We start from the raw sequence: 23,776 nt of genomic DNA on the forward strand, positions 1-23,776 counted from the left end.
ATATCACGTCTCTTCTAAAAAATGTCATGTTATGGAGATTATAGACGCTTTCGGCGACATACTGCGAAATTATCCGGCTCTGGCGGTTTTCCTCACCGTAGGCATGGGATTTCTATTGGGGAAACTCCGCATCGGTTCGTTCACGCTTGGCAGTGTGACGGCTGTCCTGCTGGTCGGAGTGGTTGTCGGACAGTTCGGCATTGCGGTTTCCGGGCCGCTTAAGACTGTGTTTTTCCTGATGTTTCTTTTCTCGATTGGCTACAGTGTAGGGCCTGAGTTTTTCAAGTCATTGCGCGGGATGGGGCTTCGTCAGGTTCTTTTTGCCGTGTTGATGAGCATGTGTTGCTTCGCGGTCACTGTCGGGCTTGCCTTTCTGTTCGGTTATACAAAAGGCGAGACAGTCGGACTTTTCGCCGGTTCTCAGACCTGTTCGTCTCTCATAGGTGTCGGGTCTGAGGCTATAAGCAAACTCCCTGTCGGTCAGGACGTAAAAGATGCTCAGATCTCGATTATCCCTGTCTGCTATGCCGTGACATATATATTCGGCACACTCGGAACGGTCATAATCCTCGGCAATTTCGGGCCGAAATTGCTTGGCGGTGTCGAGCGTGTGGCGCGAGAGGCCCATGAGCTGGAGAAGAGCCTCGACAATATGTCGTGGGACTCCGACCCTGCCAAATTCAATGCCCACCGAGGCATCTCGTTCCGTTCCTACCGGTTGACAAACAGGATTTTTGATAACGGGATGAGTGTCGCTGAACTTGAGGCGTTTTTCGAAGTGCGTGGCATTCATGTCTATGTCGGGCGTGTGCAGCGCGATGACAGGATTTTTACACCGGGACTTTCCGACACCCTTCATCGCGGTGACAGTGTCGTGGTCTGCGGTCCGCGAAAATTCATGGTCAAGGTGGGCGACTATACCGGGCCTGAGGACGACAACCGCGAGCTTCTGACCTATCCCGTGGAGCGGGTGTCGGTTCTTGTGGCGTCGCCCGATATTGTCGGATGTCCCTTCGGCCGGCTGCTGTCGTCGCCCGTGATGCGTGGTGTCTCGGTCAGGAGGGTGATGCGCCGTGGAAAAGAAATCGCGCTTGACCCGGCGGAGACCATCGAACGTGGCGATACATTGCGACTTGTCGGCGACAGCGAGGCTGTCGCAGCCGCCGGAAGGATGATAGGCTATGCCGACCGCATGACCAACTCAAGCGATTTGATGTTTGTGGGGCTTGCTATTTTCATCGGTGGCATTTTGGGCAGTCTGAGCGTCTGGATCGGAAACGTCCCTGTTGGTTTAGGGACGAGCGGAGGGGCGCTTGTGGCAGGCATCGTGTTCGGCTGGCTGCGCTCGCGCCGTCCGACATTCGGCTATATTCCATCATCGGCGCTGTGGCTGATGAATAACTTGGGGCTTAACGTGTTCATTGCCGTTGTCGGCATCGAGGCCGCTCCATCGTTTGTCTCAGGGCTTCGCGATGTCGGGTGGATGCTGTTTGTTGCCGGTGCGGTGGGTACTACCATTCCGCTTCTGTTGGGCATGTGGATGGGGCAGAAGGTTTTCAAATTCAATCCGGCGATTACTCTCGGCTGTTGTGCCGGCACGCGCACATGCACTGCCTCGCTCGGAGCTGTGCAGGATGCCATCGGCAGCACAGTCCCGGCCATAGGCTACACGGTGACTTATGCCGTCAGCAATATCCTGCTTGTAGTCTGGGGAATGGTGACAGTGTTGCTTGTCTGAATCCCTGACAGCGCAAAAAAACGGACATCCGCTCCACAGACTCATGAAGAAAATTGAGTCATGGTGCGGATGTCCTCCGTGTTTTATTACAAATTGTTTATCGCTTGCAGATGATTCCGACTTTAGCGGAGTCATCAGGCAATGGACTGATGAGTCGGTGATCAGTCTTCGAGACGGCGTGCGCCGTCTGAGATGATTACGTCATAGATTTTAGGCTCATGACCGTAGCGTTCGTTGAACTTGGCGGTCACGGTCTCGATAAACTTGTCATGGATGTCGTCGGGCACAAGGTTGATTGTGCATCCGCCGAAACCGCCTCCCATGATACGTGAGCCGGTCACACCGCATTCCTTGGCCACATCGTTGAGGAAATCGAGCTCTTCGCACGACACCTCGTAGTCCTTCGAGAGTCCTTCGTGGGTCTCGTACATGAGACGTCCCACAGTGGCAAGGTCTCCGCGGTTGAGTGCGTCGCACACGCCGAGCACACGTTCCTTCTCGCCGATGACGAAGCGGGCACGCATGTAGTCCTCGGCTGAGATGTCGGCCTTGACAGCATCGAGCATTTCCATGTCGGCGTCGCGGAGGGTTTCGAGACCGAGGCGCTTGGCAACGCGCTCACACGATTCGCGACGCTTGTTGTAGGGCGAGTCGACGAGTTCGTGTTTCACCACTGAATCGACAAGCACGAGCTTGTGACACTCGATATTGAAGGGGAAGTATTCATATTCGAGCGAACGGCAGTCGAGACGGATGAGGCAGTCTTTCTTTCCGAAAACGGATGCAAACTGGTCCATGATGCCGCAGTTGACACCACAGTAGTTGTGTTCGGTCGACTGGCCTATCTTTGCGAGTTCGAATTTGTCGATTGTGTTGTCGTTGAACATGTCGTTGACAGCGAATGCGAAACAAGATTCGAGTGCGGCCGACGATGAAAGGCCTGCGCCGAGAGGCACATTGCCTGCGAACACCGCGTCGAAGCCTTTGACAGTTCCACCGCGCTTGATTGTCTCGCGGCATACACCGAAGATGTAGCGCGCCCACTGCTGTGAGGGAGCGTCATCTTCGTTGAGGCCGAACGATGAGCTGTCGTTGAGGTCCACTGACCAGAGGTTGACTTTGTCTGTGCCGTTAGGACGGATTTCAGCCATTATGACCTTGTCGATTGCACCGGGAAACACGAAACCGCCGTTGTAGTCGGTGTGCTCGCCGATGAGGTTGATGCGTCCGGCCGAAGCATAGAATGTGCCTTCGCCTCCGAAATGCGATGCGAATGCCTCGCTGATTTTATTTTTTAATTCCATGGGTAAGGTAATGTAAGTGTGTACTTGGATGTGTGTTTTAGAACATCTTGTCGGGATAGATGCCGTCGGCGTGGAGCTGGGCGAATTTTTCGACAACTCCGGGGCGGTCTGCCGCATATGTCACGCCAAACCAGCGCGAGTCGGTGTCGAGCACCTTTACTGTAGCCTCGCCTGAGTGGATGAGGGTGTCGATGACGAGGGGAATGAAGAATTCAGCCTTCGGAGTGTTGAGGTCTTTGTCGAGGAAGGTGCGGAATTCGCGTTCCGAGTAGTCGAAATAGTCGGGAGTGAAGCCCCAGAGGTTCATCGACACGGGTGTCATCGGGTCGAGGGTCTGCTCTACGCCGTTTTCGTCGGTGAATACGATGTCACCGTTAGGTGCATAGGAGATGGCTGTGCGTTCAACGACACCTGTGAGGTTGCCGTCTTCACCTTTTGAGCATACGCCACGTGCCACAGAGCCGTTTTCGGTCATTGTGTTGCCCACGCGGAAACCGACCATCGAGTAGTCGCCCTTGCGCTCGCGCGGACGCATGAGGTCTTCGGCCATCACGCGGAATGCGTCACGTCCGTAGAAGTCGTCGGCGTTGATTACTGCAAAAGGTTCGTTGATGACCTCGCTGCCCATCATGACGGCATGGTTTGTGCCCCACGGTTTGGTGCGGTCTGCCGGGCAGGTGTAGCCTTCGGGAAGTTTGTCGGTGGCCTGGAATACTACTTCGACGGGGATATGGCCTTCATATTTGGAGAGGATTTTTTCGCGGAAATCTTTCTCGAAATCCTTGCGGATGACGAAAACGACTTTGCCGAATCCGGCTTGGATTGCATCATAGATTGAGTAGTCCATGATGGTCTGGCCCTGAGGTCCTAAGGGATCGAGCTGTTTGAGACCGCCGTAGCGGCTGCCCATGCCGGCAGCAAGTACAAAAAGAGTAGGTTTCATTGTGATGGTTTAGAAACTTTATGTTTTATTATAATGTAATGAATTTGAATTTTATGGTTTCGTCATATATCTCGCCTTTGCGCAACACCGGCGAAGGGAATCCGGGTTTGTTGGGTGCATCGGGAAATCCCTGACATTCGATGGCTACGCCGTCATAGTCGCTGTAAGCTCCGCCTGAAATGCTTTCGGGACATCCTGCCAGCCAGTTGCCTGTGTAGATCTGCATGCCGGGCTGGGTTGTGGAGATTACGAGCGCGCGACCCGACTTCGATGAGCGGAGTTCGGCAACTTCTTTCAGCTTGCCTTTCTCATAGCCGTCGATGACCCAGCAGTGGTCATAGCCTTTGCCGACTTTGAGCGGATGGAAGTCGGCCTCTATGTCGCGTCCGATAGCCTTTAGGCGGGTGAAATCCATCGGTGTTGATGCCACAGGCGCGAGTTCGCCAGTGGGAATCTGTGTGTCGTCGGTCGGAAGATAGTGTGATGCGTCGAGACGCAGCTCATGGTCGAGCACGCTACCGGCATTTTCTCCGTCGAGGTTGAAATAAGCGTGGTTGGTGAGGTTGACGACGGTTGCCGAGTCAGTCTCGGCAGTGATGCGGAGTGTAAGTTCATTGTCTTCGCTCCACGAGTATTCGGCCTTCACGTCAAGAGCTCCGGGATAACCTTCCTCGCCGTCGGCTGCGTGATATGTGAAAGTCACCTTGTCGCCTTCGGCCTCGCTCGCCCAGATGCGGTTCATGAAACCGGTCGGGCCTCCGTGGAGTGCGTTCGGACCGTTGTTGATGGCGAGGCTGTATTCTTTGCCGTCGAGAGTGAATTTTCCGAGGGCGATGCGGTTAGCGAATCGTCCGGGAATCTTTCCTGCACACGGACCGTCGCCGAGATATGAAGCCGGGTCTTTGTATCCGAGAGCCACATTGGCGAGCTTGCCATCGCCGTCAGGAACGCATATAGCCACGATGCCTGCGCCGAGACTCGAAAGCGTCACCGAAGCACCCGAAGCGTTGGTCAGTGTATAAAGTGTGATTTCTCCTGCCGGAGAAGGTGATGTCTGTGTCTGGATTTTCATGTCTGTCGAATTTAAGTGCCGCTCACGGCATTGGATTTCTTTACTTGCAAATGTAGTTATTCTAAAACTTCTTCGCAATGATAGGTGGCTAAAAAAACGAAAAATGATAGAAATGGGTATGATTTTGAAAATATAATGTCTGATTAATGTAAGTCAGGATGGTATCTCCGGATGGAATATCAAGATTTTTTCGTAACTTTGCACCCCGAAATCAAAAATGTTAGAATGATAGCTGTTAACAATTTAGGAATGCAATTTGGCAAGCGGGTGCTTTTTCAGGACGTGAACCTAAAGTTCACACCGGGCAACTGCTATGGTATAATCGGCGCCAACGGAGCCGGAAAGTCGACACTCATGCGTATACTCAGCGACCAGCTTTCGCCCACCCACGGCACTGTGATGCAGGGACCGGGCGAGCGTATGAGCGTGCTCGAACAGGACCACTTCAAGTTTGACGACTGCACGGTGATGGAGACTGTGCTCCGCGGCCACACTGTCCTCTGGGATATCATGCAGGAGAAAGACGCGCTCTATGCCAAGGAGGATTTCTCTGACGAAGACGGTATCCGCGCTTCGGAACTCGAGGAGAAGTTTGCCGAGCTTGAAGGCTGGAATGCCGAGAGCGACGCGGCCGCGCTTCTGAGCGGCCTCGGCATCAAGGAGGACAAGCACTACACGCTGATGCGCGACATGAGCGGTAACGAGAAGGTGCGTGTGCTTCTTGCAAAGGCTCTCTTCGGCAACCCCGACAACCTGCTTCTCGACGAGCCTACCAACGACCTCGACCTTGAGACTGTGGCATGGCTCGAAGACTATCTGTCGAAGTTTGAGAACACGGTGCTTGTGGTCAGCCACGACCGTCACTTCCTCGACTCTGTCTGCACCCACACTCTCGATATCGACTACAACAAGCTCACTCTCTTTGCCGGCAACTACAGTTTCTGGTATGAGTCGTCGCAGCTCGCTCTGCGTCAGCAGCAGCAGGCCAACAAGAAGGCCGAGGAGAAGCGCAAGGAGCTTCTTGAATTCATCCAGCGCTTCAGCGCCAACGTGGCTAAGTCGAAGCAGACCACATCGCGCAAGAAGATGCTTGAAAAACTCAACGTCGAGGAGATTCAGCCGTCGTCGCGCCGCTATCCGGGCATCATCTTCACTCCACAGCGCGAGCCGGGCAACAAGATTCTCGAAGTCAAGGGTCTGACTGCATCAATCGACGGTGAGGTGCTTTTCAAGGACGTGAACTTTCAGGTGGAGAAGGGCGACAAGATTGCTTTCCTCAGCCACGATCCCCGCGCCATGACCGCGCTTTTTGAAATCATCACCGGCAACCGCAAGGCTGACGAGGGTACTTTCGAGTGGGGACAGACCATCACCACCGCCTATCTGCCTCTCGACAATTCTGCATTCTTCAACTGCGACCTCAATCTCGTCGACTGGCTCTCGCAGTTCTCCAACGACAGCTCTGAAATCTATCTCAAAGGTTTCCTCGGCAAGATGCTGTTCTCAGGCGAAGAGGTGCTGAAGAAGGCTTCCGTGCTTTCCGGTGGCGAGAAAATGCGCTGTATGATTGCCCGAATGATGATGACCGATGCAAACACTCTCGTGCTTGACTCACCGACCAACCATCTTGACCTTGAGTCGATTCAGGCGTTCAACAATACTCTTCAGGCATTCAAGGGCAACCTGTTGCTGTCGAGCCACGACCACGAGTTTATCCAGACTGTCTGCAACCGTATCATCGAGCTTACGCCCAACGGCACTATCGACAAGCTCATGGACTACGACGACTATATCTCTGACGAAAAGGTGATGGCTATTCGCGAGAAGCTCTACGCCAAGGCCTGATAAATCTGATAATTATACGTATGAGGACTTAGCTCTCTGACTGAGGGTTGTCTTCATCAACCAATAAAAACGGCTCAGGCTGTCAGTCAAATGACCGACAGCCTGAGTCGTTTGTTATTGATGGTTGTGCGTATCCTCGTCTAATTATATGTTGCTACATGCTTCTTTCAAAATCTCTATCATCTCTTCTTCGTGTTCAAGGCATTGAGATTTAATCCATTTATCATTTGAACCTTTTTCTATAATATCACCCATAATGCGAAGTTTCAAACTTCCTTTCTTGACCATTTTGCTATAAGACTTCATCTTTGACTCCGGTGAAAGATTTGAGAATTTTGAATTGACGCTTCGGGATATAATACATAGATTGCCGAAAGTATCCTTGTCATCCCATGAATCAAAAGAACCGTCAGATGGATTTTGTGGATACCAGTGTTCAACTGAGTTACGGAATTCAAATTCGAAATCGCTATATGTATTCTTATTGTTCTTCCATAACAAATAATCCAAGAAATTAAACACGATATGAGGAGTCGTTACGCCAAGCTTGTAGTCCTCTCCATCTAAGAAATTCTCCTTGGTTGCCTTTGCGGCTATGCCTTCTGCTTCGTTTGTTAATTCGGCTATTTTATTATCCTCAAACAGCCATAGGATAAGCTCTGTGATCCAGTGCATAACCTTGGGGGATGTGTATGATACACGAAGTGCAGACTGAATCATTAAGCATTCTTTATTGCGTGGAGCATATGTCTTCTCCCATTCATTTTCATACCTCAACTTTGTATTTGAATAGTATGCTTTCTTTTTAGATGCTTGTCCCGACGTGTGCACTTCCTTGAGACTCCATTCTCCTTCTTTGTCTTCACCTGTAAATTCACGCTTGATAATAAACATGTCGAATAGATAACGTGTTTGTAGCAGATGAATAATGAACATTTTTGCAAAATTTTCTCTGTTATCCTTGATAGGTTCATCATCGATTGTTCCGTGCTTAATCACGTTTTCAAAGTCAGCAATCAATTTCTTGTCATCAAGCAAGTCGCCCAAATCTTTTTTCAATGACACATCGTATAATTCTACAAAAACTCTGAGTGCATGAAGCAAGAAGTGCGGGAATTCAATGATGCTTTCAAAGCGTATATGAGTATCATCGTCAAGTATGCCATCTACATTGTCAACTTTGAATCTTGGTTTAATGATTTCGCTTATGGTTGCATTGGTTTCCGAATCTTCCGTAATATCCAAACAGTCACTATATTCATCCCATTCATCAGCAGGCCAGTCATTCCACTCGCCATTGAAAATTTTTTCTCTCTCTGTTCTTGAGAAGTGCATTTGGACATAGCCTGTCATATCGCTACAAGCATTCCATATTCGTGAAAATAGTTCTTGTTCCTTTCTATTGTTGAGGAATCTCATTAGCCGGGCTTTGAGGATATCATGCTGCTCCAATTGTTCTCCACGAGTGTTCATTATCTCAAAGTAACGGTTCAAGTCTGTATGTTCAGGTACTTCTATTCTGTAGAGTATCACATGTTGCAACCGAGAAACAAATTCATCCTTGTTTAATCCTTTGTCACTTGTAAACTTTTGACGAATTGCTTTTATGCCATTAAGGATAGACTGGTCTATACTTTCCTCTTGGTCGGCAGAAAGTTTTTTGTTTGTCAGTATTTGTTGGATATTAGAAAGGGTATATTTAGATTTAGAACGACAATCAAAAGTGAGTGTCTGGCCTACTTCTCCTTCCAATACTCCTTCCGAGACAAGATATTGCAACAAAAGAAAAAGTGTTGTAAGACGTTGCTGTCCATCAACGACCTCATAAGTTTCGGCTTTGCCTTGTATTTTGGAAACAACAAGTGAACCGATGTAATAATTCTCGGACGAGTCAATATCGTTAATATCATCAATTAACTGTACAATCTCTTTGTCCTCCCAAGCATAGGCTCGCTGATAGCGCGGAATTACATAGTGAGCATTTGTATCGAATATTGTTACCTCATCTAATATTTTTAATTCTTCTACCATATCAATTGTATCCATTAAGTTGACGAAGTTGTTTATATAAATTGTCCCAATTTTCACTGGCTGCTTTGTCTTCTTCTCTCATATCAAGTCTCATACTGGAGATTTCTGTATGTCTACGTGCATAAGCAATCATGGATATTACGGGTTTTGCATTACTATATTTGTCATTATCCCCTAAACCAATTGCATATCGGTTAATGGTATCGAAACCTAAATGCAGCATGTCAATCCTAATCATCATAGCCCATGTAAATAGTTTTTTCACGGCCATGACATCAAAGTTATGGAAGCGGTCGTAATAGCAAAGCAACGCACAGAAAAATAGATTTCGTGCATGGTTAAGTCCAACGGATGATGATTTGAAAGACTTATCTAATTCCTCTGCTGAATCCGCGTCTTTCCCATTTGTAAGAATCTGTTCGATATCATGAAATGCAGGGTTCGTTGCAATTTCTTCTTTTATATTATGCAACATCTGCATATAATGATCAACCATTTCAAAAAAATCACCTCCTGAAATGAATGGCTCTGTGAGTAGGAAGTAAGGCATGGCTTTGTTGGCTCTGCGTGCATAGGTGTAGCCATACTTTTCTTCAATACCTTTATAGATGTCTATATCAGCAGATGTGAAATTACCGCATTTTCGACATTTTGCCCAATTCCATATCGGAAAAAGGTACAGGTCGAATAGCTCACGGATAGCCTTTGGGTCTTTCGATTCCCATTTCACCACAGCATTTTGCATTTCATACTTGTCATGAATCTCTCTAAGATGATAGGCTTTAAGTAAATCATGCGGATATAGCGCACGACCACGAGTATTTTGGGAATCGAATAATTGGAATGCTTCGTCTATCTTGTCTACTGTAATTACGACAACTTCCAGAATGTTTTTAAGAGCATCGTTAAAAAGAGCTTTCTCTTCATCGTCAATAGAAGAAAACCACTCTCGAATAGTTGTGTAATTATCGTGTAGATTCTTTTGCGTAATCTTGTTTAAAAAGTTTGTTTGAAGTAAATTACATGAAAATTCAGAGTCCAGATATAATTTCAGCAATAGGAATGATAGTATGCGTTGTTGGCCATCAACAATCTCATACTCTTTTTTCTCATTTCTATGAAGTATGACTGTGCCTATGCGATATTTGAAGTTCGCGTACTTTCTGCTTTCCTCGATACTTTTTTGAGTATCAAGAATGAGTTCTGTTATGTTTCTGTCTGTCCATTTATATGGTCGTTGATAATCAGGGATGATTAGATTCGTCCCTAATAACTTATGAACCGACCATATTTTGGGTTTGCTATTCATGATAAAAAACAAATTTAATTATTATAATGGTTGTGCAATAACACTATTCATTCTTATTCCAATCTGTCAACTGTGTTGTGGCTGCTGAATTCGCTTACTTTACGGATGTTGAAACTTCTTATTGGTGGTAATCTGTTTCGAGGAAGTCGATGTGGAGGTCGGGATTTTTGTTGTATTCAGGTTCAGGCATGTCGATTTTGCTGCCGTCGGGAGCGTTTTGTATAAGCATTCGCAACATAGTGTCGCCTTTCAGAAGAAATTTCCGCTGGGCAGCGAGCATGTCTTTTCTCGACACCTTTTCATACGATTTGCTGTTGCGGACCGGAGTCATCTCTGCGGCTGATTCCTCAAGGCCGTCGGCGGTAAACGAGTGCTGCCCCGATGAATCCCCGGCCTCCAAAATCAGGCCCGGCAGTCCGCACAGTTTCCACGGGCCGTCCTGCAAGGGTATTTCCGGCGCGAACCATGCCGTCCAGTGCCGTCCGTGGAAATCGGTCTCGGCCATGACGCATTCATAGCCGAGTATCGTCCTCGCGGAGTCGCCGATTTGCCATTGCATTTCGCCGAGAGGTTCGGTGTAGAAATGGGCGCTTGAACTGCCGTTTCTGTCAAACAGTGACGTGACCGAATCATTCCAAGATTTGAAGACAAACATCTTGCATTCAGGCATAGCGCTGTCGTCGAGAACTCCGGTTTCAGCATACTTTCTTGACATGTTGCTAAATATCTCGCGATACATTCTTTGGCCTGATGGCGTAGAGCGGAGCGAGTCGATATATTCACATTTTGCATTGTAGAATTTCGAATCCGTCCCATTGGCCAGCAGTATCATCTGATACTCGGCCGTGTAGACTTTGGCATCGGTTTTGAGATGCTCTTCGTGACAGAGATAGCTGACTTTAATACGGGCGCGCGGACAGTCTTTTTTCTTTTTCGCATATCCTACGAGAGCCGTAAGGAGGATGAGGAGCATTGCGATGAGCCGTGGTGTTTTCATTGTCATATTGAGGTATGGGTTTTGCGTATTTCCCCATGTGGAAAAATATCAGGCGGGGATAGGAGAGAGCAAAGATAGCTAAATTGTTCGTTATATCCTAATCCGACGCTATGTAATCAATGGACGATGTGTGATTTACGGTCTGATGCGATGGCGTGAGTGGCAGGCGGGGCGTGACTCCATTACCATCGGCAGGATTGATGGTGGGTGTGGTGGCTTGATGTGATTCCGGCTTACGGTCAGTTGTGGCGGTGTCGGTGGCTGCTTTTTCGTCAGATACTGTTTCAGTAGCCTGACGCTCGGCCTCTTTTTGTGCCTTGCGCGCAGCAGCCCGCTGGCGTGCACGGGCTGAACGCTCGATGGCGGCATCGACATCGAGACGCAGCGACTGGAAGAGGATGACGATAGGTTCGCTGTGACACTTGAGCGTGGGAATATAACCGCTGCGCATATAATTCGTGAGATATTCCATCATCTGATAGATGAGTGCCTTGGAAGTATAACCGGCATTTCTGTAGACAGTTATGACTTTTTCGCCGAGTTTACGGTAATAGGCTTTAGTGACGGGCAGATCCCAGACCGGTCTGCCTTTTTTGTCGGATTTACGGCTGTATCTCAGGCCTGTCGCCACGAAATCCGGCATAGATTGGGTGTGTATCATAGTTATGGATTATCAGGTTTTACGATTGGGAGTAGGGATGTAGGACACCGCAAAATTACAGCCTTAATCCACACGGAAAGATGCGATAATGCAAACTCAGACCGACCGACGGCATAAAAAAAGCGTCCTGACCTGTGCAGGCCGGACGCTTTTCGATGCTGTCTGATGTATATCTGTTAGATTAGAAAATCTTAATCGGCGGGATGTAGCGCTTGGGCTGCTTCTTGATGTCGAGAAGTAGAGTGTCGATATCGGCCGCGCAGTTGTTGAGGTTGTGATAGAGCGACGGGTCGTTGAGCAGCAGGCCGAGAGTCGAGTTGGTCGAGTTGAGCTGTTCGGTAGCGAGGTCGAGGTGGGAAGTGATGCGGTTGATGTTGCGCATGGTCGAGTCGAGGGGCATATCTTTCAGGTCTTCCGAAAGCACTGCGAGAGCCGATGAAATCTGTGTGAGATTTGCCGAAATCTCCTTGACGTTCGACATAGTTCCGTTGGCATTGTTGATGAGCATGGGGACACCCTTCATGGCTGCGTTGAGATTGTTGGTCGACACCTCAAGGTTGGCCATGATATTGTCGAGGCGCTTGATTGAGCTGATGAGCGCCGGGTCGGTGGTGACAGCAGTCAGGGCCACGACAAGCGAATCGATGTGAGGCGCGATTGTCATGATCGACGGCATCAGTTCCGAACTGAGTTTGTCGACCATTCCGCCTGTGGTCTCGCCTTCGAGTTTCGCACCGACCTCATAGTATTGAGTGCCGGGGGCCATGCGCAGTTCGATGCTTGAAGTGCCGAGCATATCGGTGACAATGGCGGCCTTTGAGCCTACGGGGACTTTCAGTTGCTTGTCGAGGCTGATTTCCACGAGCACATGGCCGGGGTTGTCGTATTCATAATTTATTTCGCGGACAAGGCCGATTTTGTAGCCGTTGAGCGTCACGGGGGCTGATTGTGTCAGACCGGCCACATTGGTGTAGGATGCGTAGTAGTAGTTGGCCGACTTGAACACGTTGATTCCCTTCAGATAGTCAATGCCGAAGAAGAGGATTAGCAGCGATAGCAATACGCTTGCTCCGATGATCATTTCCTTAGATAGTAGTTTTTTCATAATCGGTGTGGTGTGGATCTATGGCCTTGTGGCTGATCGGGATGTGAGTTTGGTTACTTGACTGTTGTTTGTTTTATGGTTTATGCTGACAGCTATTTGATACGTTTGCCGTCGCGGGTTCTGATGATGAAAGCATCGGGGAAAAGTTTCTTGATTCTTTTCAGGTCGGAAGCCGCGTCGGGTTGTGTCCGATATGTCCCATAGGTGTATTTGAATGATTTTCCGTCTTTGTAGAAGTCGACAGGCGACAGACCTTTGAGTCTTGAATCCTTGTTCCGGAGTTTGGTTGGAGAGGTGAGGAACTGGATTTTATATATAATCTGTCCTTTTGTCGGCGATATTTCTGTCCGGGTCTTCCTTTCGGTATCGGCAACTGTTTGCACGGTTTCGCGTTCACGTCGGGCTGTCTGGCGCTCGGCTCTGCGGACATCGCCGGTGGTCGGGCTTGCCTTGTCGACTGTCTTCACCGTGTTTTTGCGGTAGCGTTCGATGCCGCGGTAGATTGCGAGGGCGAGTTTCTGCTGTCCGCTTTCGGAGGCCATGTATTTTTCCATCGAGGGGTTACAGATGAAATCAAGCTCGACGAGAATCGCCGGCATGGTTGTCCCGACAAGCACCCAGAACGGTTCTTGGCGCACACCGTTGTTCTTGCGTCCGGCTGTGCGTACGAGTTCGTTCTGCACCGCCTCGGCCAGAGCGATGCTCTGGTCCATGTTGGAGAGCTGCATCATTTCGAAGGCTATGTAGCTTTCGGCCGATGACGGATCGAAACCCTCATAGGTGGTGGTGTAGTCGGGTTCGAGCTTTATAACCCCGTTCTCGCGCATGGCGAGGCTGAGGTTTGTGTCGCTTTTGCGCAGACCGAGTGTATAGACGGCCGCTCCGTGGATGGTGTTGTGGAGCGGAGATCTTTTGTCGATGGAGTTTGCGTGGATCGACACGAATATGTCGGCGTGTTTACGGTTGGCCATCTCGGAGCGGCTTTTTAGCGGAACGAAAAAGTCGCCGTCGCGCGTCATTTCGACTCTGACATTCTTCATGTCTTCTTCGATGAGCTTGCGTAGCTTCTTGGCCACCGCGAGGTTGATTGTCTTTTCGTTGGTCCGTCGGCCAAGTGCCCCGGCGTCCTTCCCTCCGTGGCCCGGGTCAATCATTACGACAAATTCCCTGTCGGACTCAGCTCGGGAGACGACAGGCATAAGCATAATGATGATAAATAGTCGTATGATGCGTGTCAGTGACATAAGTGAAAATCTTAGCCAAATTTTGGGCAAAGTTAGCAAAACTATCCCTAAATGCCTCTTATTGGACTGAATTTTGTGAGTAAATGCCAAAAAATAGCTACTTTTGAACAATCATAGACATACATTTTGTTCAATAAGTAATGTGTTAAATATTATTATATCAGGCATCATTTGGCATATTTTGATTCAAAACCGGATTTTTATGAAAAGACTGCGTATTTCCACCTCTTTATATCTCTTTATCCCGTTCTGCCTGTTTGTGTTCCTCGGACTTGCAGGCATGGCGGTGCTGACGGGATGTTCGTCGGCCGATGGCTCGGGTACATCAGTTAAGGTCGTGCGCCTTGACCATGCGTTTCGCGATGGCCGGCCTTTGGCCGATGGGCTTGCAGCTCCGGCCGAAGCTCTGTTTCAAGTGTCGGGCTATGGCAGTCTGAACGACTCGTCCTATGCCGCCTATATGGCCAACCCGTCGGTGCGTGTCCATGAATCGGCCGTCGATTCACTGTGGGGTGATACCCGCAGGCTTGAATCGCAGCTCGGGGGGGTGAAGGCGCGCTATGCCAGACTTTTCCCTGACAAGTCGTTTCCGTCGGTTTATGCGGTCATCTCACCCTTCAGGCAGTCGGTTTTCACGGTCGATACATTCCTTTATGTCGGTCTGAACCACTATCTTGGAGAGGATTATCCGCTATATGGATATTTCCCTGACTATATGCGTGTGCGCAAGATTCCGACGCGTGTCGTCCCTGACATTGTCGAGGCATTGTTGCACCGCGATTTTCTTTATGCCCCGGCGGCTGACTATCCGACCGTGTTGTCAAGGCTTCTCTATGAAGGTGCGCTGGTCGAGTCGGTGATGCAGCTTGCAGGAATCAGCGAGCAGACGGCGCTGGGCTATGACGACCGGCAGATGGACTGGCTTAACAAAAACGAGCATAAACTGTGGGAGGCAATCGTGGGGCGTAAATATCTTTTCAGCAGTGACCGTCAGCTTGCATCTTCGCTGACCTCCCCAGCGCCTTTCACTTCGGCTATCGGGTCGGAAGTCCCGGGAGGGGCAGGGCGTTTTATCGGCCATCGCATCGTCGCTTCGCTCCTCGATAACCGTGCGGTGGCTCTTTCGGTGCTACTGTCGCCATCGTTCTATGAGTCGCCCGATGCTCTCGCCGAGTCGAAATATAAGTGAAAGAGCGATTTATAAGATAAAAGATTTATTGCTATCCGATAAAAAAACGTTTAAAATCATCAATAAATAAAAGAGACTATCCTCCGTGCGACATGCATCTGTCGCACGGAGGATAGTATTTTTAATATGGTTCGTATGGGATACGATGGTTGCGTTATGCGAATTTCGACCAGTCGACGTTGCGCATGTCGCCCGACGCGAGGAATTCTGTGTGGAAGGCAAGCGACGCGTGGAGAGTGTGGGGTGTCTGGCCTCCGTGGGTGCTCAGCTTGAGGTAGTCGCGGAGCAGTTCGCGGTAGATGGGGTGGGCACAGTTGTCGATGATTACGTGGGCGCGTTCCACCGGGTCGAGTCCGCGGAGGTCGGCGATGCCTTGGTCGGTTACGATGATGTCGACAGAGTGTTCGGTGTGGTCGACGTGCGAAACCATGGGGACGATGTTTGAAATCTTTCCTTCCTTGGTGATTGAGGGGCAGGAGAAGATCGAGATGTAGGCGTTGCGGGTGAAGTCGCCTGAGCCGCCGATGCCGTTCATCATGCGCGTTCCGGTCACGTGGGTGGAGTTGATGTTGCCGAAGATGTCGGCTTCGAGGGCGGTGTTCATCGCGATGACACCGAGTCGGCGGATGACTTCGGGGTTGTTAGAGATTTCCGACGGACGGAGCACGAGATGTTCCTTGAAGAATTCGATGTTGTCGATGACCTCGTCCTCAACTTCGTTGCTGACAGTGAGTGAGCATGACGAACCGAATTTGCAGCGACCCTTTTTCATGAGGTCGATTACGGCGTCCTGCATCACTTCGGTGTACATTTCGAACGGCGGAATTTCCTTGGCGTCTGCGAGACCGTAGAGGACGGCGTTTGCCACGTTGCCCACACCTGACTGGAGGGGGAGGAAAGAAGCCGGGATGCGGCCTGCGTGGAGTTCGGACATGAGGAACTTGCAGACGTTCGCACCGATTTGCTTTGTGGTATCGTCGAGAGGTGTGAAGGCTTTTACTCCCTCGTAGTGGTCGCTCATGACTACGCCGACAATCTTTTCGGGGTCGAGCTTGAGGACGGGCGAACCGATGCGGTCGCTCGGCTTGAAGATGGGGATTTCGGTGCGGTGAGGGGGATCGAGGGGAAGATAGATGTCGTGGAGACCGTAGAGAGCGTGGCGGAGCTTCTCGTTGAGTTCGATGATAATCTTGTCGGCCATCTTGGCGATGGTGGGAACGTTGCCGACGCCTGTTCCTACGACTACTGTGCCGTCGTCCTGAATGTCGCTTACTTCGATGATTGCGAGGTCGAGTTTGTCGCCGAAGAATCCGTAGCGGAGTTTCTGGGCGGCTTCAGAGAGGTGGAGGTCGAAGTAGTGGGCATCGTGTGAGTTGATTCGCTTGCGCAGGTCAGGATGGTTCTGATAGGGAGTGCGCTTGCCGATTGCGTTTGCGCGGGCGAGGACACCATCACAGTTGTCGCTTGTCGAAGCTCCGGTGATGATGTTGATTTTGAAGGGTTCGCCTTGAGCGTGAAGCTTTTCAGCCTTCGCGGCTATGGCCTGTGTGACAACTTTTGGCGAACCGGGAGCGGTAAAACCGGAAAATCCGCATTTGGCATCGTTGAAGAACAATTCAGCTGCCTCTTCGGGAGTCAGGATGGGGAATTTCATAATTTTTTTCTCTTTTTCTGAATGTAAAAGGTAGAGGAGCGAGTTTATTTATGTATTGATTCTATGTAATTCTATAGCTTTGTCCAATGGTGTGGGGAGAGCAGGGGTGGGGAGGTTCAGTCGTCCTGTGTCCGGAATTTCGGTGTTATGATCGCACTGTCGATTATGGCTTGCCGCCAGCGGGCATAGTGGCGTGTTGTCTCGTCGTCCGGATTGTCAAGGGACGGGACTGTGGTGTCATTGATTTCGTCAAGGTCCGTGATGGCGATTTCGGGCATCGGCTGCATTTCGGACGGCGATTGGTGAAGCTCGCCGGGGAGAAACGGCTGTTGGGTCTTACGATTTTTTGTCGTGGATTTGTGAGCCGGAATGTCGTGTGGCGGTTCAGGAGCTTGGTCCGGACTGACATAAGGCAGACTTCCGTGCTGTTGGTTGGCGGCTGCCATTGCTCCCGCGTTGAAAAACTGCGCAAACGGATTGGCGTTGACGGCCGTCTGTCCTGACCGGCCGGACGGGCGTGAGGACTCCGCTCTCTCTTGTCTCCGTTTCTTGAGATATTCGAAGAGAGAGCTGGCGCCGATAAAAAACAGTAATAATATAATTTTCTCCATTACGCGGTTTTTCGTAATTTTGCAGACAAAATTACGGAATCTTAAGCTTATAGCCAAAGAATCTACAGATTAATTATGAGCATATCACGCAAATTAAACATAGAAACCTACGGCTGCCAGATGAATGTGGCCGACAGTGAAGTCGTTGCTTCCGTCATGGAGACGGTGGGCTATGACATTGTGCCTACGGTCGAGGAGGCTGACGCAGTTCTTATCAATACCTGTTCGATCCGCGACAACGCGGAGCAGAAAATCATTTCGCGCCTCGCTTATCTCGCCTCGCTGCGACGCAAACGGCCAAAGGATGCTCCAAGGTTGATTATCGGTGTGATAGGCTGCATGGCCGAGCGCGTCCGTGAGGAGCTTGTGAGCCGTCACGGTGTCGATCTCGTGGCTGGCCCGGACTCGTATCTCGACCTCCCGAATCTCTTTGCTTCAGTCGAGGCCGGCGAGAAGGCCGTCAACGTGGAGCTGAGCACCACCGAGACTTATCGCGACATCATTCCGGCCCGAATCACAGGCAATCCCGTGTCAGGTTTCATCAGCATCATGCGCGGATGCAACAATTTCTGTTCCTATTGCATCGTGCCCTACACACGCGGACGTGAGCGCTCGCGCAGTGCCGAAAGCATCCTTGCGGAACTTGCCGACCTCCGTGCCCGCGGATTCAAGGAGGCTACTCTGCTGGGACAGAACGTCAACAGTTACCGCTACGTTGCGCCTGACGGACGTGAGATTGATTTCCCGGCTCTCCTTACAATGGTGGCTGAGGCTGCGCCGGATATGCGTATCCGCTTCACGACATCGCATCCGAAGGATATGAGCGACGAGACCATAGCCGTGATAGCGGCCTACGGAAATCTCTGCAATCATATCCATCTGCCCGTCCAGTCCGGCTCAGACAAGGTGCTCAAGGCTATGAACAGAAAATATACGCGCGAATGGTATCTCGGACGCATCGCGGCCATCCGTCGCGCGATACCCGACTGCGGCATTTCGACCGACCTTTTCACCGGTTTCCATGACGAGACTGAAGAGGATTTTCAGGAGACGCTTTCGCTTATGCGCGAGGTTGGGTTCGACTCGTCGTTTATGTTCAAATACTCCGAGCGCCCGGGGACACTCGCTGCGCGCACAATGCCCGACAATGTGGCTGAGGATGTGAAAATCGACCGCCTTAACCGGATGATAGCGCTGCAGAACGAGCTGTCTCGTGAAAGCAACGCGAGGGATGTCGGTAAGACTTTCGATGTGCTCGTCGAAGGTGTGTCAAAACGTTCGAAGGAACAGTTTGTCGGGCGTAATCAGCAGAACAAGACACTTGTGTTCCCACGTGGCGACTATCGCATCGGCGATACCGTAAGGGTCAGGGTGGTGGATTCATCGTCGGCGACCCTCATCGGGGAACTTGCGTGAACCGTTTTAGCCATTAAGACATTCAGTTGTACCCACAATTGAGACGTAAATGTCCCGATTGTGGGTACAACTCGCTAATTTTAACACTTTTTCTTGGATTTTCCTGTTAAAATGCACTAAATTAGAGGGGCATAAGTTCATGGTGTGGAAAATCCGACGGCTTACACGCACAATCAGCAACAAATTAAATATCCATCAAATAAATACAGGAGGCGAATTGTAGACATGATTGATTTTGAATCATTAATATTTAATATAGATATAGACACGAGGTGTATTCCGCGTCCCGGTTCGCTTCTTGTCGCCGAACCTTTTCTTCGTGAAAGATATTTCCATCACGCTGTCATCTGTCTCGTTGACTATGAACCGCGAGGGACGGCGATGGGGATAGTCCTTAATAACCGCACGACCTACACTCTTCAGGATATATTGCCATCGGTGACAGCTCCAGACCCTATCCCGGTCTATTGTGGCGGCCCGATGTCGTGTGACAGACTTTATTTCATGCACACTCTCGGAGGCCTGATTCCTGATTCGCGGGAAATCATACCGGGATTATATATAGGTGGTGATTTCGATACGGTCCTTTCGATAATCAATGACGGTTATGCCGTTGGCGGACATATCCGTTTTTTCCTCGGTTATAGCGGATGGGACATGGATCAGCTTGACGGTGAGCTCATGAAAAATGTATGGGCTGTGACAGAAATCCCTTCGCTTGCCCGGCTGCTTGACGGAGAAGAGGATTCCTACTGGCACAGTGTGGTGCGTTCGATGGGCGACAAATACAGGGGCTGGCTCTATCACCCGCGTAATCCGCATTCGAACTGACATGAAAAACGGCCGAGCCAAAAGCACGGTCGCCTCAGACACAACAATAGTGACATCTGTGACAGATGCACCTGCGGGATGGTCCACTCCTTGGAGTCGCAGACAAGGTCTCGTCTCCGGCAAATGTCAGCTCCCAATTGTAAATAGTCGTCATCAATAAGAGGCTTCGGACCATCCCGTTTTTTAAGAGCATCTAAGTCATGGGTTGCCGCTATCCGGCGTGGAACTTTGGATTCCTTAAATATTAAAAATAGTTAAACATGATATGGTCGGAGTGTTGATGCTTGCCGACTGTTTGGCCGATTGAGTCAAAATGTCTAACTTTGCACCCAAAATCAAATCAATACAAATCACAATTAATTAATGGCAACTAAAATCAGACTGCAACGTCATGGTCGTAAGAACTATGCGTTCTATCCTATTGTAATCGCCGATAGCAGGGCACCACGAGATGGTAAATTTATTGAAAGGATAGGTTCATATAATCCGAACACTAATCCTGCTACAGTAACTTTGAACTTCGAGCGTGCTTTGTATTGGGTGAATGTTGGCGCACAGCCCACCGACACTGTCCGCACTATCCTCTCAAACGAGGGCGTACTTCTCATGAAGCACCTTCAGGGTGGCGTGAAGAAGGGTGCTTTCGACGAGGCTGAAGCTCAGCGTCGTTTCGATGCATGGAAGGCTCAGAAGCAGCAGAGTGTCGACAAACTCCGTGCCTCTATGGCAGACAAGATGGAGCTTGACGCCAAGAACCGCTTCGAAGCTGAAGTGGCTAAGAACAAAGCCAAGGCTGAGGAAGTGGCAAAGAAGAAGGCTGAAGCCGCTGCCGCTGCTGCTGAAGCTGAGGCCGCAGAAGCTCCTGCAGAGGAAGCTCCCGCAGCTGAATAATTATCGGCAAAATTGCAGACTCAGAGTCTGTGACAGCATAAACCCACGGTGTTTTACTCCGTGGGTTTTGTTTGTTTTGAAGCGTGCTTTTGAAACGGATAAAATTTGCATAATCCGAATTTAATAGCTATCTTTGCACTCGTTAAAAAGCTACGGCATTATTGTAGGAAGTCCTGCAAACCTCCGCAAAATAGTTTCCGAATATTGCGGTTGCCGTTGGTTGAGAATAACAGCTATGGAGTGATGCTCGAGTGGCTGAAGAGGCACGCCTGGAAAGCGTGTATACGTCAAAAGCGTATCGCGAGTTCGAATCTCGCTCACTCCGCTAAAAAAAATCGCTGAAAGTCAAAATCTGACTTTCAGCGATTTTTTTGTTGGAAGATTTCAGTTTAGTAAGTTAGTCGCAACGGAATATGTCTCTTGTGTAAACTTTGTCCATCACGTCGTCAAGGCAGGAATCATAGCGGTTTGCAAGGATTGACTGTGACATCTGTTTGAATGTAGCCAAATCGTTGACAATCATCGAGCCAAAAAATGTAGAGCCGTCCTCAAGGGTTGGTTCATAGATGATGACTTTTGCTCCCTTGGCCTTAATGCGCTTCATCACACCTTGGATGGAAGACTGGCGGAAGTTGTCGGAGTTCGACTTCATTGTCAGGCGATATACACCGATGGTACATGGATTTGTTTCCTTGCCTGAATATGAATTTGTTTCCGAATAGCCATACCATCCTGCAAGTTTCAATACTTGGTCGGCGATGAAGTCTTTGCGGGTACGGTTGCTTTCGACTATGGCGCTCATCATGTTTTGCGGCACATTGGCATAGTTGGCGAGAAGCTGTTTTGTGTCCTTTGGGAGACAGTAGCCTCCGTAGCCGAACGACGGGTTGTTGTAGTGGGATCCGATGCGCGGATCGAGCCCGATTCCGTCGATAATGGCCTTTGAATCCAGACCTTTAACCTCGGCATACGTGTCAAGCTCGTTGAAGTAGCTCACACGCAGGGCGAGGTAGGTATTGGCGAAAAGCTTGACCGCCTCCGCTTCCTTCAATCCCATATAGATGGTGGGGATGTCAGGCTTTAACGCACCCTGTTGCAACAGTTTGGCAAATATGTGTGCGGCTTTGTCGAGTTTTTCGATATCGGCTACCTTTTCGATAGCTTCGTTCTCTTCGGCAAACCGCGGCTGGTCTATGAGCTTGGGGATTCCTGCGATGATTCGCGAAGGGTAGAGGTTGTCGTAGAGGGCTTTTGACTCGCGCAGGAACTCAGGGAAGAACAGCAGATTTAATTTCTTGACACCCTTGGCCGCATATCTGACATAGAGGCTTCGGCAGTATCCGACTGGAATAGTCGACTTGATGACCATTACGGCTTCCGGATTGACCGATAGCACGAGGTCGATGACGTCTTCTATGTGATGGGTGTCGAAATAGTTGTTGACAGAATCATAGTTGGTCGGTGCGGCTATGACAACGAAGTCTGCGTTGCGGTAGGCTTCTGCTCCATCGAGTGTTGCGGTCAGGTCAAGCTCCTTCTCAGCGAGATAACGTTCGATGTAATCATCCTGAATAGGAGACACGCGATTATTGATTTTATCTACTTTTTCAGCAATGACATCGACTGCCACCACATGGTTGTGCTGAGCTAAAAGTGTTGCAAGACTGAGGCCTACATAGCCTGTGCCCGCAACGGCAATCTTGTATCCATTCATGAATAAAAGATGAAATTATTATTTATCTTTCGGCTCGCATTGGGTTTGAGAGGAAGTCGTCGTAGGCGAGGCGTATGCCTTCGGCGAGTGATGTTGAGGCTGTCCAGCCGAGTCGTGTGGCCTTGGAGACGTCGAGGAGCTTGCGGGGTGTGCCGTTTGGCTTGGTGGTGTCCCATTCGATGCGTCCTTCGTAGCCGACGGTCCGGGCGACGAGTTCGGCGAGTTCACGGATGGTGAGCTCCTTGCCTGTGCCGGCGTTGACGGTCTCGTTGCCTGAGTAGTTGTTCATGAGGAACACGCACAGTTGGGCGAGGTCGTCGACGTAGAGGAACTCGCGCAGCGGCGAGCCGTCGCCCCAGCATGTCACGACCGGTTCGCCCGCGAGTTTCGCTTCATGGAAGCGTCGGATTAGTGCGGGGAGGACGTGGGAGTGCGTGGGGTGGTAGTTGTCGTTCGGGCCGTAGAGGTTTGTTGGCATGACGGAGATGTAGTCCGTACCGTACTGTCGGTTGAGGAACTCGCAGTATTTCAGGCCTGAGATTTTTGCGAGCGCGTAGGCCTCGTTGGTCTTCTCGAGTTCGGATGTGAGCAGGCATGACTCGGGCATTGGCTGCGGGGCCATGCGAGGGTAGATGCACGACGAGCCGAGGAATTCGAGTTTTTTGCATCCGTTCTGCCATGCGGCGTGGATAACGTTCATCTCGAGCATCATGTTGTCGTACATGAAGTCGGCGAGCGCCGAGGAGTTGGCCTCTATCCCCCCGACCTTTGCGGCTGCGAGGAACACGTATTCCGGTTTCTCTGCCGCGAAGAAGTCGTTGACCGCCTGCTGGCTGATGAGGTCGAGCTCGGCGTGTGTGCGTGTTATGATGTTGGTGTATCCCTGACGCCGGAGCTCACGGACGATGGCCGATCCGACCATCCCGCGATGACCCGCGACATAAATCTTGGAATTTTTTTCCATTACTGTCTGGTTTGAATATTATGTGGGTAAGGTACAGAAATTCAGAAATAACATAAATAACAGATTATTTTAATGATAATTCATATCGGGCAGGTTCTAATCCTTCCAGTATTATCTTAATTTCAGGAATTAAGCCCTCCAATAATCAATCTGTTATTTATGTTATTTCTGAATTTATGTACCCCTCAATTTCAGCGTAGGTTTTACTTCACGATTCCTTTCTCGAGGTATTCTGCGAGGTTGAGTTTCACCTGTTC

19 protein-coding genes and 1 tRNA gene are annotated in these 23,776 nt (G+C 49.9%); 7 read left to right on the forward strand and 13 right to left on the reverse strand.

Annotated features, from left to right (window positions below; translation table 11 throughout):
* The first annotated feature begins 31 nt into the window (after positions 1-31).
* A complete protein-coding gene (gene aspT, locus QZ311_RS09740) occupies positions 32-1,738 on the forward strand; it encodes an aspartate-alanine antiporter (protein ID WP_297067149.1) in 1,707 nt (568 codons plus the stop codon).
* Positions 1,739-1,899: 161 nt separating this feature from the next.
* Here aspT and galK read toward each other — a convergent pair whose 3' ends face one another.
* Genes galK through QZ311_RS09755 form a run of 3 tightly spaced genes read right to left on the reverse strand, consistent with a single transcriptional unit; the run spans position 1,900 to position 5,057 of the window.
* Positions 1,900-3,042, reverse strand: coding sequence for a galactokinase (gene galK, locus QZ311_RS09745; protein ID WP_297067150.1), 1,143 nt, complete (start codon positions 3,040-3,042; stop codon positions 1,900-1,902).
* A 37-nt stretch (positions 3,043-3,079) separates the two neighbouring features.
* Positions 3,080-3,985 (reverse strand): sugar phosphate nucleotidyltransferase, encoded by a 906-nt coding sequence (locus QZ311_RS09750; RefSeq protein ID WP_297067152.1) that lies wholly within the window; start codon positions 3,983-3,985, stop codon positions 3,080-3,082.
* A gap of 28 nt (positions 3,986-4,013) precedes the next feature.
* A complete protein-coding gene (locus tag QZ311_RS09755; RefSeq protein WP_297067154.1) occupies positions 4,014-5,057 on the reverse strand; it encodes an aldose epimerase family protein in 1,044 nt (347 codons plus the stop codon).
* Positions 5,058-5,282: 225 nt separating this feature from the next.
* On the opposite strand from QZ311_RS09755, the gene QZ311_RS09760 reads away from it, so the two are divergent.
* Positions 5,283-6,902, forward strand: coding sequence for an ATP-binding cassette domain-containing protein (locus QZ311_RS09760; RefSeq protein WP_297067156.1), 1,620 nt, complete (start codon positions 5,283-5,285; stop codon positions 6,900-6,902).
* A 144-nt stretch (positions 6,903-7,046) separates the two neighbouring features.
* On the opposite strand, the gene QZ311_RS09765 is transcribed toward QZ311_RS09760, so the two are convergent.
* The 6 genes from QZ311_RS09765 to QZ311_RS09790 form a co-directional block, all read right to left on the reverse strand.
* Positions 7,047-8,933, reverse strand: coding sequence for a DUF262 domain-containing HNH endonuclease family protein (locus QZ311_RS09765; RefSeq protein WP_297067184.1), 1,887 nt, complete (start codon positions 8,931-8,933; stop codon positions 7,047-7,049).
* A gap of 1 nt (position 8,934) precedes the next feature.
* The gene (locus QZ311_RS09770) at positions 8,935-10,242 is read right to left on the reverse strand and encodes a DUF262 domain-containing protein (RefSeq protein WP_297067157.1); all 1,308 of its coding nucleotides are present in this window, start codon (positions 10,240-10,242) and stop codon (positions 8,935-8,937) included.
* Positions 10,243-10,360: 118 nt separating this feature from the next.
* Complete coding sequence (locus QZ311_RS09775; RefSeq protein ID WP_297067159.1) at positions 10,361-11,239, reverse strand: GLPGLI family protein; 879 nt, start codon at positions 11,237-11,239, stop codon at positions 10,361-10,363.
* 97 nt (positions 11,240-11,336) lie between these two features.
* Complete coding sequence (locus tag QZ311_RS09780; protein WP_297067161.1) at positions 11,337-11,900, reverse strand: hypothetical protein; 564 nt, start codon at positions 11,898-11,900, stop codon at positions 11,337-11,339.
* Positions 11,901-12,081: 181 nt separating this feature from the next.
* Positions 12,082-13,005 carry an MlaD family protein gene (locus QZ311_RS09785; protein WP_297067163.1) on the reverse strand — a complete coding sequence of 308 codons (924 nt, stop codon included), beginning with the start codon at positions 13,003-13,005 and terminating at the stop codon, positions 12,082-12,084.
* A 92-nt stretch (positions 13,006-13,097) separates the two neighbouring features.
* Positions 13,098-14,249: an N-acetylmuramoyl-L-alanine amidase gene (locus QZ311_RS09790; protein ID WP_297067165.1), complete on the reverse strand. Its 1,152-nt coding sequence runs from the start codon at positions 14,247-14,249 to the stop codon at positions 13,098-13,100.
* A gap of 202 nt (positions 14,250-14,451) precedes the next feature.
* Between QZ311_RS09790 and QZ311_RS09795 the strand changes: the two genes are divergently transcribed.
* Positions 14,452-15,438 carry a hypothetical protein gene (locus tag QZ311_RS09795; RefSeq protein ID WP_297067167.1) on the forward strand — a complete coding sequence of 329 codons (987 nt, stop codon included), beginning with the start codon at positions 14,452-14,454 and terminating at the stop codon, positions 15,436-15,438.
* 154 nt (positions 15,439-15,592) lie between these two features.
* Here QZ311_RS09795 and QZ311_RS09800 read toward each other — a convergent pair whose 3' ends face one another.
* Together QZ311_RS09800 and QZ311_RS09805 are read right to left on the reverse strand one after the other, a co-directional pair.
* Complete coding sequence (locus QZ311_RS09800) at positions 15,593-17,092, reverse strand: succinate CoA transferase (protein WP_297067169.1); 1,500 nt, start codon at positions 17,090-17,092, stop codon at positions 15,593-15,595.
* Between the two features lie 116 nt (positions 17,093-17,208).
* On the reverse strand, positions 17,209-17,703 hold the full coding sequence (locus tag QZ311_RS09805) for a hypothetical protein (RefSeq protein ID WP_297067171.1): 495 nt from the start codon (positions 17,701-17,703) through the stop codon (positions 17,209-17,211).
* A gap of 75 nt (positions 17,704-17,778) precedes the next feature.
* Here QZ311_RS09805 and miaB point away from each other — a divergent pair, with 75 nt between their 5' ends.
* The 4 genes from miaB (at position 17,779) to QZ311_RS09825 (ending at position 21,166) form a co-directional block, all read left to right on the forward strand.
* Positions 17,779-19,119: a tRNA (N6-isopentenyl adenosine(37)-C2)-methylthiotransferase MiaB gene (gene miaB / locus QZ311_RS09810; RefSeq protein ID WP_297067173.1), complete on the forward strand. Its 1,341-nt coding sequence runs from the start codon at positions 17,779-17,781 to the stop codon at positions 19,117-19,119.
* Positions 19,120-19,344: 225 nt separating this feature from the next.
* On the forward strand, positions 19,345-19,950 hold the full coding sequence (locus QZ311_RS09815) for a YqgE/AlgH family protein (RefSeq protein ID WP_297067174.1): 606 nt from the start codon (positions 19,345-19,347) through the stop codon (positions 19,948-19,950).
* A 363-nt stretch (positions 19,951-20,313) separates the two neighbouring features.
* A complete protein-coding gene (locus QZ311_RS09820) occupies positions 20,314-20,841 on the forward strand; it encodes a 30S ribosomal protein S16 (protein ID WP_297067176.1) in 528 nt (175 codons plus the stop codon).
* A 237-nt stretch (positions 20,842-21,078) separates the two neighbouring features.
* Positions 21,079-21,166: transfer RNA gene (locus tag QZ311_RS09825), tRNA-Ser, on the forward strand.
* Positions 21,167-21,238: 72 nt separating this feature from the next.
* Here the strand turns inward: QZ311_RS09825 and QZ311_RS09830 are convergent.
* Together QZ311_RS09830 and QZ311_RS09835 are read right to left on the reverse strand one after the other, a co-directional pair.
* Complete coding sequence (locus tag QZ311_RS09830) at positions 21,239-22,555, reverse strand: nucleotide sugar dehydrogenase (protein ID WP_297067178.1); 1,317 nt, start codon at positions 22,553-22,555, stop codon at positions 21,239-21,241.
* 22 nt (positions 22,556-22,577) lie between these two features.
* On the reverse strand, positions 22,578-23,519 hold the full coding sequence (locus tag QZ311_RS09835) for a GDP-L-fucose synthase (RefSeq protein WP_297067180.1): 942 nt from the start codon (positions 23,517-23,519) through the stop codon (positions 22,578-22,580).
* Between the last annotated feature and the right edge of the window lie 257 nt (positions 23,520-23,776).

This window comes from uncultured Duncaniella sp., from assembly GCF_910578445.1.
GTDB lineage: Bacteria > Bacteroidota > Bacteroidia > Bacteroidales > Muribaculaceae > Duncaniella.

Bases quoted from the DNA above. Each gene is read 5' to 3' on its own strand.
- aspT (WP_297067149.1), top strand. From the start codon at position 32: ATGGAGATTATAGACGCTTTCGGCGACATACTGCGAAATTATCCGGCT.
- galK (WP_297067150.1), bottom strand. From the start codon at position 3,042: ATGGAATTAAAAAATAAAATCAGCGAGGCATTCGCATCGCATTTCGGA.
- QZ311_RS09750 (WP_297067152.1), bottom strand. From the start codon at position 3,985: ATGAAACCTACTCTTTTTGTACTTGCTGCCGGCATGGGCAGCCGCTAC.
- QZ311_RS09755 (WP_297067154.1), bottom strand. From the start codon at position 5,057: ATGAAAATCCAGACACAGACATCACCTTCTCCGGCAGGAGAAATCACA.
- QZ311_RS09760 (WP_297067156.1), top strand. From the start codon at position 5,283: ATGATAGCTGTTAACAATTTAGGAATGCAATTTGGCAAGCGGGTGCTT.
- QZ311_RS09765 (WP_297067184.1), bottom strand. From the start codon at position 8,933: ATGGTAGAAGAATTAAAAATATTAGATGAGGTAACAATATTCGATACA.
- QZ311_RS09770 (WP_297067157.1), bottom strand. From the start codon at position 10,242: ATGAATAGCAAACCCAAAATATGGTCGGTTCATAAGTTATTAGGGACG.
- QZ311_RS09775 (WP_297067159.1), bottom strand. From the start codon at position 11,239: ATGAAAACACCACGGCTCATCGCAATGCTCCTCATCCTCCTTACGGCT.
- QZ311_RS09780 (WP_297067161.1), bottom strand. From the start codon at position 11,900: ATGATACACACCCAATCTATGCCGGATTTCGTGGCGACAGGCCTGAGA.
- QZ311_RS09785 (WP_297067163.1), bottom strand. From the start codon at position 13,005: ATGAAAAAACTACTATCTAAGGAAATGATCATCGGAGCAAGCGTATTG.
- QZ311_RS09790 (WP_297067165.1), bottom strand. From the start codon at position 14,249: ATGTCACTGACACGCATCATACGACTATTTATCATCATTATGCTTATG.
- QZ311_RS09795 (WP_297067167.1), top strand. From the start codon at position 14,452: ATGAAAAGACTGCGTATTTCCACCTCTTTATATCTCTTTATCCCGTTC.
- QZ311_RS09800 (WP_297067169.1), bottom strand. From the start codon at position 17,092: ATGAAATTCCCCATCCTGACTCCCGAAGAGGCAGCTGAATTGTTCTTC.
- QZ311_RS09805 (WP_297067171.1), bottom strand. From the start codon at position 17,703: ATGGAGAAAATTATATTATTACTGTTTTTTATCGGCGCCAGCTCTCTC.
- miaB (WP_297067173.1), top strand. From the start codon at position 17,779: ATGAGCATATCACGCAAATTAAACATAGAAACCTACGGCTGCCAGATG.
- QZ311_RS09815 (WP_297067174.1), top strand. From the start codon at position 19,345: ATGATTGATTTTGAATCATTAATATTTAATATAGATATAGACACGAGG.
- QZ311_RS09820 (WP_297067176.1), top strand. From the start codon at position 20,314: ATGGCAACTAAAATCAGACTGCAACGTCATGGTCGTAAGAACTATGCG.
- QZ311_RS09830 (WP_297067178.1), bottom strand. From the start codon at position 22,555: ATGAATGGATACAAGATTGCCGTTGCGGGCACAGGCTATGTAGGCCTC.
- QZ311_RS09835 (WP_297067180.1), bottom strand. From the start codon at position 23,519: ATGGAAAAAAATTCCAAGATTTATGTCGCGGGTCATCGCGGGATGGTC.